The sequence below is a fragment of the Butyrivibrio fibrisolvens genome (assembly GCF_023206215.1).
Taxonomy (GTDB): Bacteria; Bacillota; Clostridia; order Lachnospirales; family Lachnospiraceae; genus Butyrivibrio; species Butyrivibrio fibrisolvens_C.
This window is the reverse complement of sequence record NZ_CP065800.1, coordinates 3,217,667-3,235,934: the sequence shown is the minus strand read 5'-3', so window position 1 is coordinate 3,235,934 and position 18,268 is coordinate 3,217,667. Positions and strand designations below refer to the sequence as shown.

10 protein-coding genes and 3 rRNA genes are annotated in these 18,268 nt (G+C 43.1%); all 13 read left to right on the top strand.

Annotated features, from left to right (window positions below; genetic code table 11):
• The first annotated feature begins 96 nt into the window (after positions 1-96).
• The 13 genes from I7804_RS13530 to I7804_RS13470 all read left to right on the top strand — a co-directional run bounded on the left by I7804_RS13530 (position 97) and on the right by I7804_RS13470 (position 18,125).
• Positions 97-1,518 carry an acyl-CoA carboxylase subunit beta gene (locus I7804_RS13530; protein WP_248403862.1) on the top strand — a complete coding sequence of 474 codons (1,422 nt, stop codon included), beginning with the start codon at positions 97-99 and terminating at the stop codon, positions 1,516-1,518.
• Between the two features lie 11 nt (positions 1,519-1,529).
• Entirely contained in the window at positions 1,530-1,922 is a 393-nt protein-coding gene (locus tag I7804_RS13525; RefSeq protein ID WP_331477812.1) for an OadG family transporter subunit, read from the top strand.
• A gap of 88 nt (positions 1,923-2,010) precedes the next feature.
• Positions 2,011-2,367 (top strand): biotin/lipoyl-containing protein, encoded by a 357-nt coding sequence (locus I7804_RS13520; protein ID WP_073387897.1) that lies wholly within the window; start codon positions 2,011-2,013, stop codon positions 2,365-2,367.
• Positions 2,368-2,396: 29 nt separating this feature from the next.
• Positions 2,397-3,542, top strand: coding sequence for a sodium ion-translocating decarboxylase subunit beta (locus I7804_RS13515; RefSeq protein ID WP_248403861.1), 1,146 nt, complete (start codon positions 2,397-2,399; stop codon positions 3,540-3,542).
• Positions 3,543-3,562: 20 nt separating this feature from the next.
• On the top strand, positions 3,563-4,975 hold the full coding sequence (locus I7804_RS13510) for an oxaloacetate decarboxylase subunit alpha (RefSeq protein WP_092043212.1): 1,413 nt from the start codon (positions 3,563-3,565) through the stop codon (positions 4,973-4,975).
• Between the two features lie 237 nt (positions 4,976-5,212).
• The gene (locus tag I7804_RS13505; protein ID WP_242994499.1) at positions 5,213-7,309 is read left to right on the top strand and encodes a glycogen debranching protein; all 2,097 of its coding nucleotides are present in this window, start codon (positions 5,213-5,215) and stop codon (positions 7,307-7,309) included.
• A gap of 715 nt (positions 7,310-8,024) precedes the next feature.
• A complete protein-coding gene (locus I7804_RS13500) occupies positions 8,025-8,681 on the top strand; it encodes a hypothetical protein (protein WP_248403860.1) in 657 nt (218 codons plus the stop codon).
• 141 nt (positions 8,682-8,822) lie between these two features.
• Entirely contained in the window at positions 8,823-9,497 is a 675-nt protein-coding gene (locus I7804_RS13495) for a response regulator transcription factor (protein WP_248403859.1), read from the top strand.
• 5 nt (positions 9,498-9,502) lie between these two features.
• Complete coding sequence (locus I7804_RS13490) at positions 9,503-11,002, top strand: sensor histidine kinase (protein ID WP_110073219.1); 1,500 nt, start codon at positions 9,503-9,505, stop codon at positions 11,000-11,002.
• Positions 11,003-11,140: 138 nt separating this feature from the next.
• The gene (locus I7804_RS13485; protein WP_248403858.1) at positions 11,141-12,130 is read left to right on the top strand and encodes a hypothetical protein; all 990 of its coding nucleotides are present in this window, start codon (positions 11,141-11,143) and stop codon (positions 12,128-12,130) included.
• A gap of 918 nt (positions 12,131-13,048) precedes the next feature.
• Positions 13,049-14,593: ribosomal RNA gene (locus I7804_RS13480) — 16S ribosomal RNA — on the top strand.
• Between the two features lie 164 nt (positions 14,594-14,757).
• Positions 14,758-14,875 (top strand): 5S ribosomal RNA (rrf, locus tag I7804_RS13475).
• Positions 14,876-15,211: 336 nt separating this feature from the next.
• Positions 15,212-18,125: ribosomal RNA gene (locus tag I7804_RS13470) — 23S ribosomal RNA — on the top strand.
• Together the 16S, 23S and 5S rRNA genes form the textbook arrangement of a ribosomal RNA operon.
• The last annotated feature ends 143 nt before the right edge of the window (positions 18,126-18,268 follow it).

The window sequence follows — 18,268 nt, the reverse complement described above, 5'->3', positions numbered from 1 at the left end:
TTTAGGACATGTAAGAGATTTCATTTCACAAACAAATCAATATGTTTCTACTTGCGAGTGCTTTAACGTCAACATATATTATACGGAGGTAAGTAAATGAGTAGTACTTCACAGGCGAGTCAAAGAATTAATGCTTTACTCGATGAGAACAGTTTCGTCGAAATTGGTGCTATGGTTACAGCAAGGAGCACTGACTTCGGTCTGAAACAGTCAGAGACTCCATCCGATGGTGTTGTTACGGGATATGGTGTCATCGATGGTAACCTTGTGTATGTATACAGCCAGGACGCAAGTGTACTAGGCGGTTCCGTTGGTGAAATGCATGCAAAGAAGATTGCACGTATCTACGATATGGCAGTCAAGATGGGAGCACCTGTAATTGGTCTTATTGATTCTACAGGTATGCGTCTTCAGGAGGCAACAGATGCTCTTTCAGCTTTTGGCGAGATCTACGCTAAAGAGGTTGAGGCTTCAGGAGTTGTTCCTCAGATCACAGCTGTATTCGGTGGCTGTGGTGGTGGTCTGGCACTTGTACCGGCACTTTCTGATTTTACATTCATGGAGACCAAGAACGGAAAGCTTTTCGTTAATTCTCCAAATTCCATTAAAGGCAATTATGAAGAGAAGTGTGACACAGCAGCTGCTGATTTCCAGAGCTCTAAGACTGGAATCGTAGATGTAGCTGGTGATGAAGAGACAATCTACAACGAGATTCGTCAGCTTGTAAGTCTTCTTCCTTCCAATAACGAAGACAGCGACTTCTATGAAGAGTGTGCTGATGATCTTAACAGATCACTTGAGAATTTTGACGGAGCAGTTGCAGATCCTGCACTTGCACTTTCAATTCTTTCAGATAACGGCGTTTTCTTTGAAACAAAGAGAGAGTACGCTAAAGAGATGGTTACAGGATTCATCAAGCTTAACGGTGCTACAGTAGGTGCTGTTGCAAACCGCAGCGTAGTATTTGATGAAAATGGTAAAGAAAAAGAGAAGTTCGATGCAGTTCTTACAGCAAACGGTCTTGAGAAGGCTGCTGATTTTGTACGTTTCTGCGATGCATTCGATCTTCCTATCGTTACATTCACTAACGTAAAGGGATTCCTTGCAACAACATGTGAGGAGAGAAGACTTGCCAAGAATGCAGCATCACTTGTTTCTGCACTTGGTAATGCTTCTGTTCCGAAGGTTAACGTTGTTACAGGTAAGGCTCTTGGTAGCGCATTCGTTATCATGAACTCTAAGGCAGATATCAATGTATGCTGGCCTGATTCCCAGATCGGAACTATGGAAGCAGATATGGCTGCCAAGATCATCGGTGATGGTAAGAGCGCAGAAGAGGTTAATGAGATCGCAGCTGAGTATGCTAAGCTTCAGAACAGCGCTGTAAGTGCTGCAAGAAGAGGCTATGTTGACGAGATCATCGAGCCTGCAGATACAAGAAAATATGTTATCGGTGCATTAGAAATGCTTTTTACAAAGAGAGAAGCTAAACCTGCAAAGAAGCATGTAACGAAATAAGGAGGTAAATGATGATGGAATTTTTTACAAGTTCTTTATCTTATCTTCCTATAGCTCTTGAAGCAACTGGAACTACTTCAATGGCTGACGCTCTTGCTGATGCGGGTATTAATACACTGCTTGGAATGGGAACTGCATTTGCAGTACTTATTCTTATCAGTCTGATCATTTCTCTTTTCCCTATGATCGGAAAGATCGGTAAGAAACAGCCTGCTCCAGCTCCTGCAAACAAGCCTGCAGCAGCTCCTGAGGTTGTAGAAGAAGAGGATCTTTCTGATGATGATGAGCTTGTTGCTGTAATTGCAGCAGCTATCGCAGCTTATGAGGGAAGTAACGCTTCTGCATCCGGTGATGGATTTGTTGTTCGTTCTATTAGAAAGAGACGTTCCGGAGCCAGAGCATAACTGATGCCTCACGGCAACACAAGATAAGAATTTACAGGATTCACATAAAATTTCGAAGCCGTTATACATACGGCAGGAAGGGATAAACATGAAAAACTATACTATTACCGTAAATGGCAACGTATATGATGTTACAGTAGAAGAAGGTGCAGGCGGCGCAGCTCCTGCAGCAGCTCCAAAGGCAGCTCCTAAGAAAGCTCCTGCAGCTAAGAAGGCATCCGCTGGTGCTGGTTCAATCAAGGTTGAAGCCGGTGCAGCCGGAAAGGTTGTTAAGGTTAACGCTAACGTAGGACAGGCTGTTAAGAAGGGTGACGCTGTTGTTACAATCGAGTCTATGAAGATGGAGATTCCTATGGTTGCTCCTTCAGACGGAACTGTTGCAAGCATTGACTGCGCAGTAGGTGATTCAGTAGAAGCAGGAGCAGTTCTTGCGACACTTAACTAATAGTTACGTATTCTACTGGAGGAACAATAATGGAAAAAATCGTTGAAACCTTTTCGAATCTATGGAATCAGACAGCTTTCCAGAACCTTTACTGGGGCAATTATGTTATGATTCTTGTAGCGTTCGTATTTCTTTATTTGGCTATAGCCCATGATTTTGAACCTCTGCTTCTTGTTCCGATCGCATTTGGTATGCTTCTTGTTAATATCTATCCTGATATTATGCACGAGATATCCGAAGACGGAAGCGGCGGTGGATTATTCACATATTTCTACAAGCTGGATGAATGGTCTATCCTTCCTTCACTCATATTCATGGGTGTAGGTGCGATGACCGACTTTGGTCCGCTTATTGCCAACCCTAAGTCATTCCTGCTTGGTGCAGCAGCACAGTTCGGTATTTTCTCAGCTTACTTTATGGCTATCTTTATGGGATTCTCCGGAACAGAAGCTGCTTCTATCTCTATAATCGGTGGTGCTGATGGTCCTACATCTATCTTCCTTGCTACAAAGCTTGGTTGCACAACTCTTCTTGGACCTATTGCCGTTGCTGCATATTCGTACATGTCACTTGTACCGATCATCCAGCCTCCGATCATGAAGCTTTTCACAACAGAGAAGGAACGTAAGATTCGCATGCTTCAGCTTCGTCCTGTATCACAGCTTGAGAAGATTCTCTTCCCTATTGTTGTTACAGTCGTTGTCTGCATGATCCTTCCTACAACAGCTCCGCTTATTGGTATGCTGATGCTTGGTAACCTCTTCCGTGAGTGTGGTGTAGTACACCAGCTTCAGGAGACAGCATCTAATGCACTTATGTACATTGTAGTTATCCTTCTTGGTACATCAGTTGGAGCTTCTACAAGTGCAGAAGCATTCCTTAATGTTGCTACACTTAAGATCGTAGCTCTTGGTCTTATTGCGTTTGCAGTAGGAACAGCCGCAGGTGTACTGTTCGGTAAGCTGATGAATCTTTTCAGTGGTGGAAGCATCAATCCGCTTATCGGTTCAGCCGGTGTATCAGCCGTTCCTATGGCTGCACGTGTATCTCAGAAGGTTGGTGCTGAAACAGATCCTACCAACTTCCTTCTAATGCATGCTATGGGACCTAACGTTGCAGGTGTAATCGGAACAGCAGTTGTTGCCGGTACATTTATGGCGATATTCGGAATCTAAATTTATAAAGGAGAAAATCTATGTCTGATATTGAAAGAAAACCGGTAAAGATCACCGAGACAGTCCTTCGTGATGCACATCAGTCTCTGATCGCTACCAGAATGCCAATAGAGCAGATGCTTCCTATTGTTGATACAATGGACAAAGTAGGATATGCCGCAGTAGAGTGCTGGGGTGGTGCTACATTTGATTCATGCCTTCGTTTCCTTAAAGAGGATCCATGGGTAAGACTTCGTAAACTTAAAGAAGGCTTCAAAAATACACCTCTTCAGATGCTTCTTCGTGGTCAGAACCTTCTTGGATACAGCCACTATGCTGATGACGTAGTAGAAGCTTTCGTTGCTAAGTCAATCGAGAACGGTATTGATATCATCCGTATCTTCGACTGTCTTAATGACCTTCGTAACCTTGAGACATCTGTAAAGGCCTGCAAGAAGTATGGCGGAAAAGCTCAGATCGCTCTTTCCTACACACTTGGCGGTGCTTATGATGATGAATACTGGAAGAGAATTGCTGGTGAGATCGAGTCACTTGGTGCTGATTCACTCTGTATCAAGGATATGGCAGGACTTCTTCTTCCTTACGAAGCAGATAAGCTTGTCAGAGCATTAAAGAGCGGTACTAAGATCCCGATCGAACTTCATACTCACTACACATCAGGTGTAGCCAGCATGACATACATGAAGGCTATTGAAGCCGGTGTTGATATCATCGACTGCGCAATCAGCCCATTTGCTCTTGGTACATCACAGCCTGCTACAGAAGTTATGGTTGAAGCCCTTAAGGGAACACCATACGATACAGGTTATGATCAGAAGATCCTTTCTAAGATTGCTGATCACTTCCGTCCATACAGAGAAGAGTGCCTTGAGTCAGGACTTATGTCTACTAAGGTTCTTGGTGTTAATATCAAGACTCTTATGTATCAGGTACCTGGTGGTATGCTTTCTAACCTTACTAAGCAGCTCTCTGATCAGGGCAAGCTTGATAAGCTTGAAGCAGTTCTTGAAGAAGTACCGAGAGTTCGTAAAGACCTTGGTGAGCCACCGCTCGTTACACCTTCATCACAGATCGTTGGTACTCAGGCAGTTATGAACGTCCTTATGGGCGAGAGATATAAGATCGTTCCTGAGCAGACCAAGGACCTTGTAAGAGGTAAATACGGTCAGACTATCAAGCCTATGGATCCTGAAGTTGTTAAGAAGTGCATCGGCGACGAAGAGCGTATCACATGCCGTCCTGCAGATCTTATCGAGCCTCAGATGGACAAGTTCAGAGAAGAGTGCAAGCAGTGGGCTACATGCGATGAAGATGTTCTTTCATACGCATTATTCCCTCAGGTTGCTACAGACTTCTTCAAGTATCGTGAAGCTCAGAAGAGCGGAGTAGATCTTGCTAAGGCTGATACTAAGAACGGAGCATATCCTGCTTAATAGGAGCTTTAGTTGAGAATATAGTGTATACTATTACTATATTTTTATAATTCCAAAAACATAACACCTCGGATTTACCAAATTGGTTTTCCGGGGTGTTTTTTTATGTTAAACTATAAATGAGGTTTTGCGTTTAAAAACATTTACAAAGGCGGAAGGTTTTTTATGCAAGAGTTCAGAAGACGCAGAGTAGAAAGAAAAGTACTCAGAGAGCACCGCGGTGTAGAATTCAGAAAGATGGATCTAAACCGCCAGATGCTGGCACTTGATGAGATCAATGGTTTTCGTATCAGGCCTGGTTATTATGAAATGAACGGAGCCACTGTCATCCCTGATGGTGTTAATTTTACATGCTATTCTAAAGGAGCCAAGTCTATAACATTATTGTTATTCCACAGAGGCGATTCTGCTCCTTTTGGAACAATCCCTTTTCCTGAATCTTATAAAATCGGTAAGACATATTCAATGATCGTATTCGGACTGGATATAGAGAATATTGAATATGCATATTCTGTTGATGGTCCCTGGGATCCGTCAAGAGGGCTTCTTTTTGATAAAAAGCATATGCTTCTGGATCCGTATGCCAAGGCTGTAAGCGGGCAACGCATCTGGGGACAGAATGATAATAGAAATGGCATATACAGAGCCAGAATAGTAAGGAATAACTTTGAGTGGAATGCTACAAGGCAGCTTGAAACTCCCATGGAAGACTCTATCATATACGAGCTTCATGTTAGAGGGTTCACCAAAGACCCGTCTTCCGGTGTAAGGTATCCCGGAACTTTTGAAGGACTTAAGGAGAAGGTGCCTTACCTTAAGCATCTTGGAATAACAGCAGTAGAGCTGATGCCTATTTTCGAGTTTGATGAGACTAGGGATAAAAGAGAAGTTAACGGGCGAACCTTGCTTGATTACTGGGGATATAACACGGTCAGTTTTTTTGCACCAAACACAGCTTATGCTTCTGTTGGCGAGTACAATTACGAAGGTCTTGAACTCAAAAATCTTATAAAAGAATTTAAGGATAATGGAATAGAAGTAATCCTTGATGTTGTATTCAATCATACAGCTGAAGGTAATGAGAACGGTCCCTTTATTTCTTTTAAAGGTTTTGATAATAATATCTACTATATGCTGACACCTGACGGCAAATATTACAATTTCTCAGGGTGTGGCAATACTGTGAACTGTAACAATCCACTGGTTCAGGAGATGATAGTCAATTGCCTGCGCTACTGGGTTGAGGATTATAGAGTGGATGGATTCCGCTTTGATCTTGCGAGCATTCTTGGTAGAAATGAGGATGGTACTCCAATGGACAGGCCACCTCTTATTCAGAGACTTGCTTATGATCCTATCCTTGGCAACTGTAAACTAATCGCAGAAGCCTGGGATGCAGGTGGAATGTATCAGGTAGGGAGTTTTCCTGCATGGAACAGATGGGCTGAATGGAACGGCAAATACCGTGACGACATTCGTTCATATCTTAAGGGTGAGTACTGGTCTGCGCCGGAAGCAATAAAGAGGATCACAGGTTCCATGGACCTTTATGGTGGTGAGTATGTTGGTTATAATTCATCGATCAATTTTATAACCTGTCATGATGGTTTTCCTCTATATGATCTGTATTCATATAATGGCAAGCATAATGAAGCTAACGGATGGAACAATACTGACGGAACAGATGATAACAGAAGCTGGAACTGCGGCCAAGAAGGAGAGACTGATGATCCTGAGATTTTAAAGCTGCGCTTTAGGATGATGCGCAATGCCATTACGATCCTTATGTGCTCCAGAGGTACACCAATGCTGCTTGCCGGTGATGAGTTTGCCAATACCCAGTTTGGTAACAATAATGCTTATTGTCAGGATAATGAGATATCCTGGCTTAACTGGGATCTTATTAATAAAAACCACGATTTCTATGATTTTTATAGAAATGCTATACAGTTTAGGAAAAGGCATCCTGCGATCAGAAAAGATTTACAACCTGCTAGATGCGGCCTTCCTTATGAAAGTTGCCATGTAGAAGATCCTTATAATGGTAATATAACTAAGGATAGCAGAATGATTGGTATCCGTTTTGCAGGCTTTTCCAGAGAAAAAGGTCATGATGATGTAGTATATATTGCGATCAATGTTTTCTGGGAAGATATAGCTATAAAACTTCCCGGGCTTCCCGGAGGTGGATATTGGGCTCTTGCTATAAATACAGGAGCTACGGATGGCAAGTTCTTTTATAATAGGCCTGTACCGCTGACAGATGAGGGATGGATATTGAAAGCACGAAGCGTAAGTGTATTTGTTGGTAATTTCCCGACAGATTATTCGTGATCAGGGATGAGAGCAAGTTAAAAAGCTTCTTTGAGGATATTTCACTGCCGAAGTGGTAGATTTGAAATAAGTATTTATAAAAATAAAAAGGATTTTATTGTCTGGACTTTGATCCGGCAATAAAATCTTTTTTGTTTTATTGACTTGATTACACTCAGATAACAGAAACTTCGCACTTGCCAAACATACGCCACCCTCTGAGGCAACGCCGATGCGGATAGTTTATAATGCATTTTCATATCTTGAAGGTGTTATAATTCAGGGCATGATATCTGGATTTTTATATTCTAGGGTCTGAAACTCGCTTCGCTCAGACATGCAGACCCTAAGAAGAATATAAAAATCCATCTCTCATGCTCCTGAATTTTATAACACCTTCAAAAGATATGAAAATGCATTATAAACTACCCGCATCGGCGCTGCCTCAGAGGGTGGCGTATGTTTGGCAAGTGCGAAGTTTGAGTCAGATAACAAGAACTTATTTATTGTATGTTTGAAGCAAATCCTGGATAAAACAAAATAAAATCTTGATATTATTGGATTTTCTGCCGAAATAGAAGAGTGAAGTACATGGAAATACATCCATGTATTTCCATACATGTACTAAATACATCCTGTATTTGTACATGGAAATACATCCCCCCAAAAAAATTAGCTGCTGAGGGGATAATGATTTTGCGAAAAATGGGTTATTGTGTATCTTCAGGAGGCTGCAATGGCAGATTTGCGAGACAATATAATTCCAGATAAAAATACTGAGCCTGCTAAGAATGATCCTGTAGAGACTGATGATGCACTTGATGTTGGCGGCTTTTTGTTTAAGACCAAAGAAGACGCAGACAAAGCAAGAGTCGATGCCAGAAAAATAGAGTATCTGGAGTCCCATGTCAAACTGAACAGTCTTGCCAATATTAAAACAGTCTATACTAAATCTATACAGAACAAAGTATTTGGAACGCCTCTTGGATGGAGCTTTCTGTCTTTTTTGCGTCGTCAGGTCATGCTCCAGGGAGGGGATCTGTCTGATATGCCATCTATAGAACTAAAGCATATCTATACACATACAACTTCTCCTGATGATTATGTTCCGAAGGAAATTGTTAAAGAAAAACCGGAGAAAAAGAAAAGCCCCAAATTTTTGCAGTATTCTCTTTTTCTAAATATATTCCTGATAATCCTTGTAATTGCGATGTTCCTCATAGCTGCTAGTAACAGTTCAACTACTGTGCTTAATTATAAAGAAACTATAACCGATGAGTATGAAGCCTGGGAAGAGGAGCTTGCTGAGAGAGAGAAGGCAGTGAAGGAAAAAGAGAAAGAACTTGGAATTGAATCAAAGAAGGATTTTAGAAGCTCTTCTGAAGAGGAGTGATTTGTATATAAACGTTTGAGGGAGGATTTTTATCTTTTCACAAAAAAGACATATAAAGGGTATACTATATATATGGTCGTTGTGAGCCCTGTATAGTATACAAAGGAGGCGAAGACCCGTAAAAGAGGTCTGACTAAGGGAATGGATAAACTTAAGATTTTAGTAGTAGATGATGAAAGCAGAATGAGAAAACTTGTCAGTGATTTCCTGATAAAAGCCGGGTATGAAGTGGAAGAGGCCGGTGATGGAATGGAAGCTATAGACAAGTTTTTTGCTGATAAGAGTATATCTTTGATAATACTTGATGTGATGATGCCTAAGATGGACGGATGGGAAGTATGTCGCGAGATAAGAAGGTACAGCAAAGTCCCGATAATAATGCTGACTGCAAGGTCTGATGAAAGAGATGAGCTTCAGGGATTTGAACTTGGAGTGGATGAATATATATCTAAACCATTTAGCCCTAAGATTCTCGTTGCCAGAGTTTCGGCTATACTTAGAAGAAGCTCTCAGACGTCTAATGAAGATTCTATCGAAGAAGGCGGTATCGTTATCAATAAATCTGCTCATATTGCTTCTATCGATGGTACCCCTATTGAACTATCTTTTAAGGAGTTTGAACTGCTTACTTATTTCCTTGAGAATAAAGGAATCGCACTTTCGAGAGAAAATATTCTGAATAATGTTTGGAATTATGACTACTTCGGTGATGCAAGAACCATAGATACTCATGTAAAAAAACTAAGAGCAAAACTAGGAGATAAAGGTGACATGATAAAGACTATTTGGGGGATGGGATATAAGTTTGAGGTATAGTTATTATGAGTGATAATAACAAAAACAAAATAAAAAGACCGCTTCGCCGTGACTTCATGCTTATCTTTGCAGTACTTTTAATAGGCATGGTGGGCGGCGTTTTGCTTTTTAATAATATATTACTTGAAAAATATTATATAAATGATAAAGCTAATGTAATAACTATAGCTTATGAAAGCGTCAATGATGCGATGAATTCAGGGGACATTACCTCGGATTCTTTTAACATAGAACTGATGAGGATATGTGAACGCTATAACATTGATGTTATCGTTGCGGACGAAAATTCGAACATCGTAAAATCGTCATCTCCTGATTATTTTTATCTTCAGAAAAAACTATGGGCTAACATGCTGGGGTTATCTGAATATAGTGATAATCCGACGATACTGATTCAAAAAGACGATTATATTCTCCAAATAGACACAGATGCAAGAACAGATACTGATTATATGGAAATGTTCGGCTTTTTGGATAATGGAAATGTATTCATGATAAGAAGTGCGCTGGAAGGAATTAAAGACAGTGTACGAATTTCCAATACTTTTATGACTTATGTAGCGATAGGAATTCTTTTGATCGGGGCGTTATTATCTTTTTTTCTGGCAAGAAGGATCACTAAACCAATCAGTAAACTTACTGAAATCTCAAATAGGATGAAGGAACTGGATTTCGATGCAAAATATACGAGCAAACATAAAAATGAGCTTGATCTTCTGGGAGAAAATATAAACGAACTTTCGGAAACGCTTGAAAAAACGATACGTGAATTGAAGACAGCTAACCTGGAACTGAAAAAAGATATTGAAACCAAAGAAAAGATAGACAAGATGAGGAGTGAATTTCTTGCAAATGTTTCTCACGAGCTCAAGACTCCTATTGCACTGATCCAAGGATATGCAGAAGGACTGCAGGATGGAATAGCAGATGATGATCCTGAAAGCAGGGAGTTTTACTGCGATGTAATTGTAGATGAAGCGGGCAAGATGAATAAGATGGTCAAACAGCTTATGACGCTCAATGAGCTGGAATTTGGCAAGAACAATTATAATCTTGAACGCTTTGATATAGTAGCGGTTATTCAGAATTATCTCAAATCAGCCGATATATTAGCGAAGCAGAAAGATGTCACTGTGCAGATAGAGGATTCTGAACCGATATATGTCTGGGCAGATGAATTCAAGGTAGAGGAGGTACTTCAGAACTATTACAGCAATGCTCTAAACCATATAGATGGAGACAGGATAATAAAGATAAAATTCAAAAAAGGTGACGGAGTAGTTAGGGTGTCCGTCTATAATACTGGAGATCCAATTCCTCAAGATAGTATTGAACATCTCTGGGAGAAGTTTTATAAAGTTGATAAAGCAAGAACCAGAGAATACGGCGGAAGCGGCGTGGGTCTGTCGATAGTGAAAGCTATCATGGACTCAATGGGACAAAGATATGGAGTTGTGAATTGCGAAAAAGGTGTTGAATTCTGGTTTGAGCTTGAGACCTGCTAGACATGTTCATGATTTGATCAGATATGAGTAAGACACTACAGAAGGCAGTATGAAATATTAACCATAAGATTTGGCATTACTGAAAACATTGGTACCTGAACAAAAGTTGTGATAGCTCATGAAAGTAGGAACAAGAAAATGAAGAGATTATTGTCCAAAATATCATTGATCATAATAATTCCATCGGTTTCTCTGTTTATGTCTGCATGCGCAACAGATGATACGATTCCCATCTCAAAAGAAGAGAACAAAGAGGAATACGATCAAGTGACAACCTATGCAGCAGAGCTTCTTATGAAGTATTCGTACAATGTAGTGGATGATCTGACTTATGTGGCTATCAAGAATTCTGATAAAGGTCCTTACTATGATGAAAAAAAGACAGTGGATACTACCAATGCTTTTGCCGACATGGCGATTGAGGCTGGTGAAGGGCAGACTACAGAAGTGGTTGATGCAGGTAATACAGAAGCGGATGATCCTGATGCTGATAATATTGACCAGACAGGAAGTGATATTGATGTTCCTGAATCAGGAGATGATAACATTGTTGCAGGTATAGAAGACGATAATACTGATACAGACAGCAGTACAGATGTTTCTATAGATGTATCTGGTGGTCAGGGAAATGATGACGGATCTGACAAAGGAACGGACCAGGATGACAGCGGGTCTGATCTGCAAAATACAGTAGAAACAGCGGCTGCGGATGATGACCTATCTGATCTGGATTCTGAACTTGGTGGTCTTAAACTTTCATTTAACGGTTATTCGGTTATGAATGCCTATCCTTCATCGAGTGCACAAGGCGGTGTAGTAGCAGGAGATGGAGAAAAAATACTAGTTCTTAACTTTGGGCTTAGTAATCCTACTTCATCAGCGATATCACTTAATATACTCAACAGAAATGCGACTTTTAAAGTAAGTGTAAACGGGCAGAATGTAGGATACACAAAAGTTACAATGCTTATAAATGACCTTAGCAGCTATGTAGGAACAGTATCATCCGGATCGGAAGAACAGCTTGTGCTTCTGGTTGTGATTCCATCATCACAGGCCTCATCCATAAGCGACATAACAGTAACTGCGGCTATCAATGGTAAGACTTATACAATAAAGCTGGAATAATGAGATTGGTATAATAAAACTGGAGTAAAAAATAATTTGACTGAAACTTCGCACTTGCCAAACATACGCCACCCTTTGAGACAGTGCCGATGCTGATAGTTTATAATGCATTTTCATATCTTGAAGGTGTTATAATTCAGGGCATGATATCTGGATTTTTATATTCTAGGGTCTGAAACTCACTTCGCTCAGACATGCAGACCCTAAGAAGAATATAAAAATTCATATCTCATGCTCCTGAATTTTATAACACCTTCAAAAGATATGAAAATGCATTATAAACTATCAGCATCGGCACTGTCTCAAAGGGTGGCGTATGTTTGGCAAGTGCGAAGTTTGAATTATTTAACCAGAATAAATGATAGTGATAATATGCAGTGGTGATATTTGTGAAAAGAGGAAGCTGATCATGAATAGTTTCCTCTTTTGTGATATAAAATAAACGTAAAAATAATTGTTGACGTTAGAGTATTACTGTCATATAATCAATTTCGCTGTCGCAAAGAGCTCGTGTAATAACGAGCAGATTGCTTTAATAAATAGTATCGAGCCATCCTTGAATGAGCTGATATGAAATAAAAAAAGCAGTTGACAAAAAAAAAGCGAGAGAGTAAAATAATAAATGTTCCGCAAAAAACGGAACGTGCAAAAATCGAATAGATTTAATGCAAAAGCACTTTGACAACTTAACAGTAATGCAACCCTGAAAATTCCAGTTCTTCTTTTAAAGAAGAACAGAATGTTCAGAAGAACAAAAACCAAAAGTAAATTTTTGATGGTTTAGCCACCATCAAGCTGTTAGAAATAACAGTGGAGCAGAATTATTCTGATTAAGTCAGCATAAGTCTGAACCGGCGAACTCGGAATCACGAAGTGATTCCAAGCGTAAGAAGATCATTTATGATTTTTGTCGCATTTTAAAGTGAGAGTTCGATCCTGGCTCAGGATGAACGCTGGCGGCGTGCCTAACACATGCAAGTCGAACGGAGTTTAGCGCTGATGAAGCTTCGGCAGATTCTTGTTAAACTTAGTGGCGGACGGGTGAGTAACGCGTGGGTAACCTGCCTCATACAGGGGGATAGCAGTTGGAAACGACTGATAACACCGCATAAGCGCACAGGATCGCATGATCTAGTGTGAAAATATTTATAGGTATGAGATGGACCCGCGTCTGATTAGCTAGTTGGTGAGGTAACGGCCCACCAAGGCGACGATCAGTAGCCGGCCTGAGAGGGCGGACGGCCACATTGGGACTGAGACACGGCCCAAACTCCTACGGGAGGCAGCAGTGGGGGATATTGCACAATGGGCGAAAGCCTGATGCAGCGACGCCGCGTGAGTGAAGAAGTATTTCGGTATGTAAAGCTCTATCAGCAGGGAAGAAAGGCCTCGAAAGAGGAGATGACGGTACCTGAGTAAGAAGCCCCGGCTAACTACGTGCCAGCAGCCGCGGTAATACGTAGGGGGCAAGCGTTATCCGGATTTACTGGGTGTAAAGGGAGCGTAGACGGTGTATCAAGTCTGAAGTGAAACCCCACGGCTCAACCGTGGGCTTGCTTTGGAAACTGGTAGACTAGAGTACTGGAGAGGTAAGCGGAATTCCTGGTGTAGTAGTGAAATGCGTAGATATCAGGAAGAACATCAGTGGCGAAGGCGGCTTACGGGACAGCAACTGACGTTGAGGCTCGAAGGCGTGGGGAGCAAACAGGATTAGATACCCTGGTAGTCCACGCAGTAAACGATGAATACTAGGTGTTGGGAGACATAGTCTTTCAGTGCCGGCGCTAACGCAATAAGTATTCCACCTGGGGAGTACGTTCGCAAGAATGAAACTCAAAGGAATTGACGGGGACCCGCACAAGCGGTGGAGCATGTGGTTTAATTCGAAGCAACGCGAAGAACCTTACCAGATCTTGAGATCCAGATGAATTATGGGTAATGCCATAAGACCTTCGGGACATCTGAGACAGGTGGTGCATGGTTGTCGTCAGCTCGTGTCGTGAGATGTTGGGTCAAGTCCCGCAACGAGCGCAACCCTTGTCCATAGTAGCCAGCAGTAAGATGGGCACTCTATGGAGACTGCCAGGGATAACCTGGAGGAAGGTGGGGATGACGTCAAATCATCATGCCCCTTATGATCTGGGCCACACACGTGCTACAATGTCGTAACAAAGGGAAGCAACCCTGCGAAGGTGAGCAAATCCCAAAAATAACGACCCAGTTCGGACTGTAGGCTGCAACCCGCCTGCACGAAGCTGGAATCGCTAGTAATCGCAGATCAGAATGCTGCGGTGAATACGTTCCCGGGTCTTGTACACACCGCCCGTCACACCATGGGAGTCGGAAATGCCCAAAGTCAGTGGCCTAACCGTAAGGAGGGAGCTGCCTAAGGCAGGTCGGATAACTGGGGTGAAGTCGTAACAAGGTAGCCGTAGGAGAACCTGCGGCTGGATCACCTCCTTTCTAAGGAAAATAAAGAAGGAAGAAGTAGGGAGTTGCATTACTGTTTAGTTGTTAAGGTTATTTATTAACTAAAAAGCAAAGAAAAGTCTTTGAAAAATCGAGCTTGACAGGCGAAAAACTGCAGAGTAAGATATCAAAGCGCTGAACATTAACAACAAAACATTTCTGGTGGCGATGCGCTTGGGGGAAACACCCGTTCCCATCTCGAACACGACGGTTAAGACCTAAGCGGCCGAAAGTACTATACTGGTGACGGTATGGGAGGATAGGTGGCTGCCAGATTTATAAAAAAAGTTTGAATGATGATGAGAGATCAGAAAACAAAAGTCTTCCGATTTCTGATGACTGTTCAAACAGTCAGACTTAGATCGTGATCGAAGATCATGAATAAGGTAATTGTTCCTTGAAAACCGAATACTGAAATATAGATTATATCAAGATCCAAAAAGATCAAAGATATGTTCTATGTCCAAACCAAAATCAAGACATCAAAAAATGATGAAGAAATTCATCAAGACCATTTCGAAAGAAATGGGCCTTATCTGACTCATATCGCTGTGAGAAAGATAAGAAGAGAATCCAGATGATCGAAAGATCAGGACTGATTCCTGCATAACAGGTTAAGTTATGTAGGGCGCAGGGCGGATGCCTTGGCACTAAGAGCCGATGAAAGACGTGATAAGCTGCGAAAAGCTGCGGGAGAGGCAAATACTTCAAGATCCGCAGATATCTGAATGGGGCAACCTAACCAGGGAGACCCTGGTTGACCTTAACTGAATCCATAGGTTAAGGCCGGGAACCCGGTGAACTGAAACATCTAAGTAGCCGGAGGAAGAGAAAACAAAAGTGATTCCGTAAGTAGCGGCGAGCGAACGCGGAAGAGCCCAAACCGGAGAGCTTGCTTTCCGGGGTTCGGACTGCATGATCGATTCAAATCTGCTAACAGAAAGGTCCTGGAAAGACCTGCCAGAGAACGTGAAAGCCGTGTATGTGAAAGTGGAAGAGACGAGGCAGAATCCAGAGTAGGACGAGACACGTGAAACCTTGTCTGAAAGAGCGGGGACCACCCCGTAAGGCTAAATACTACTTAGTGACCGATAGCGCATAGTACCGTGAGGGAAAGGTGAAAAGGACCCCGGGAGGGGAGTGAAAGAGAACCTGAAACCCTGTGCCTGCAAGCTGCGAAAGCTCTATATACGAGTGATCGCGTACTTTTTGTAGAACGGTCCGGCGAGTTATGTATACCGGCAAGGTTAAGTGTTTAAGACACGTAAGCCGAAGGGAAACCAAGTGTGAATAGTGCGAATAGTCAGTATACATAGACCCGAAACCGGGTGATCTATCCATGGACAGGATGAAGCGGCCGTAAAAGGCTGTGGAGGTCCGAACGCACATCCGTTGAAAAGGGTGGCGATGAGCTGTGGATAGGGGAGAAATTCCAATCGAACTCGGAGATAGCTGGTTCTCCCCGAAATAGCTTTAGGGCTAGCCTTGTAGCGTGCCTGTTGGAGGTAGAGCACTGAATATCCGCGGGGCTTCACCGCTTACCAAAGATTATCAAACTGCGAATGCCAGTCAGGTTAAGCACAGGAGTCAGACTGCACGAGATAAGTTGGGCAGTCAAAAGGGAAACAGCCCAGATCTACGGCTAAGGTCCCAAAGTACGTGTTAAGTGGAAAAGGATGTGGGATTTCATAGACAGCTAGGATGTTGGCTCAGAAGCAGCCACCCATTCAAAGAGTGCGTAATAGCTCACTAGCCGAGAGGTCCTGCGCCGAAAATTACCGGGGCTAAAACACGACACCGAAGCCTAGGGATTGCTTGTATCTACGGGTATAAGTGATCGGTAGGGGAGCATTCATAAGAGCGTAGAAACTGTACCGATAAGGAGCAGCGGAGCGTTATGAAGAGAGAATGCCGGAATGAGTAGCGAGATGAGGGTGAGAATCCCTCAGGCCGAATATCCAAGGATTCCAGGGTAAAGCTGATCTGCCCTGGGGAAGTCGGGACCTAAGACGAGGCCGAAAGGCGTAGCCGATGGACAGCAGGTTGATATTCCTGCACCAGATATCATCAGAACTGTGGGGACACAGGTAATAAGGACAGCCCGGGAGAGCAGCCCGGGGCAAGCATGGCAAGAGGAAAGGGAGAAAACCCCTTTCAGGATCGAGCTGTGTGATGCGGAGCGAAATAAAGTAGTGAAGTGTCCGGAGGACCTGTCGAGAAAAGCCGCTATAGTGTGATATCTGCCCGTACCGTAAACCGACACAGGTGGATGAGGAGAGAATCCTAAGGCCGACGGAAGAAGCATTGCTAAGGAACTCGGCAAAATGTACCCGTAACTTCGGGATAAGGGTAGCCCTCATGTATGAGTATATGAGGGCCGCAGAGAAGAGGCTCAAGCAACTGTTTAGCAAAAACACAGGTCTATGCGAAACCGAAAGGTGAAGTATATGGGCTGACGCCTGCCCGGTGCTGGAAGGTTAAGAGGAGAGGTTAGAGCAATCGAAGCTTTGAATTTAAGCCCCAGTAAACGGCGGCCGTAACTATAACGGTCCTAAGGTAGCGAAATTCCTTGTCGGGTAAGTTCCGACCCGCACGAAAGGCGTAATGATTTGAGTACTGTCTCGGCAATGCATCCGGTGAAATTGAAGTGCCAGTGAAGATGCTGGCTACCCGCGCCAGGACGGAAAGACCCCATGGAGCTTTACTCCAGCTTGATACTGGGATCCGGTATTGTATGTACAGGATAGGTGGGAGGCTAAGAGATTGTGGCGTCAGCTGCAAAGGAGCCGCTGTTGGGATACCACCCTTACCGTACTGGATTTCTAACCATGGACCGTGAAACCGGTCCGGGGACAATGTCTGGCGGGGAGTTTGACTGGGGCGGTCGCCTCCGAAAGAGTATCGGAGGCGCTCAAAGGTTCCTTCAGGATGGACGGAAACCATCCGAAGAGTGCAAAGGCATAAGGGAGCCTGACTGTGACACCGACGGGTGGAACAGGTACGAAAGTAGGACTTAGTGATCCGGTGGCAGAACGTGGGATTGCCATCGCTCAACGGATAAAAGCTACCCTGGGGATAACAGGCTTATCACTCCCAAGAGTTCACATCGACGGAGTGGTTTGGCACCTCGATGTCGGCTCATCACATCCTGGGGCTGTAGCAGGTCCCAAGGGTTGGGCTGTTCGCCCATTAAAGTGGTACGCGAGCTGGGTTCAGAACGTCGTGAGACAGTTCGGTCCCTATCCGGCGCGGGCGTAGGATATCTGAGAGGAGCTGTCCTTAGTACGAGAGGACCGGGATGGACGGACCGCTGGTGTATCTGCTGCGAAGGCAATCGCATAAGGCAGGGTAGCCAAGTCTGGCAGGGATAAACGCTGAAGGCATCTAAGCGTGAAGCCCCCCTCAAGATGAGATATCCCCACGCAAGTGGTAAGACCCCTTGGAGAGTACGAGGTTGATAGGCACAAGGTGTAAGAGTGGTAACATTCTCAGCTGATGTGTACTAATAGGTCGAGGACTTAACCAAAAAGTCAAGAAAAGTTTGGAGATTCAGTGTTCGGTTTTGAAGGAATGATCAAGGCTCTATGCATTGCATGGAGCTTTTTTATTGGTACAAAATATACTACTAATATATTTACCAGTATCATCCGATATCTCTTATGCAATACT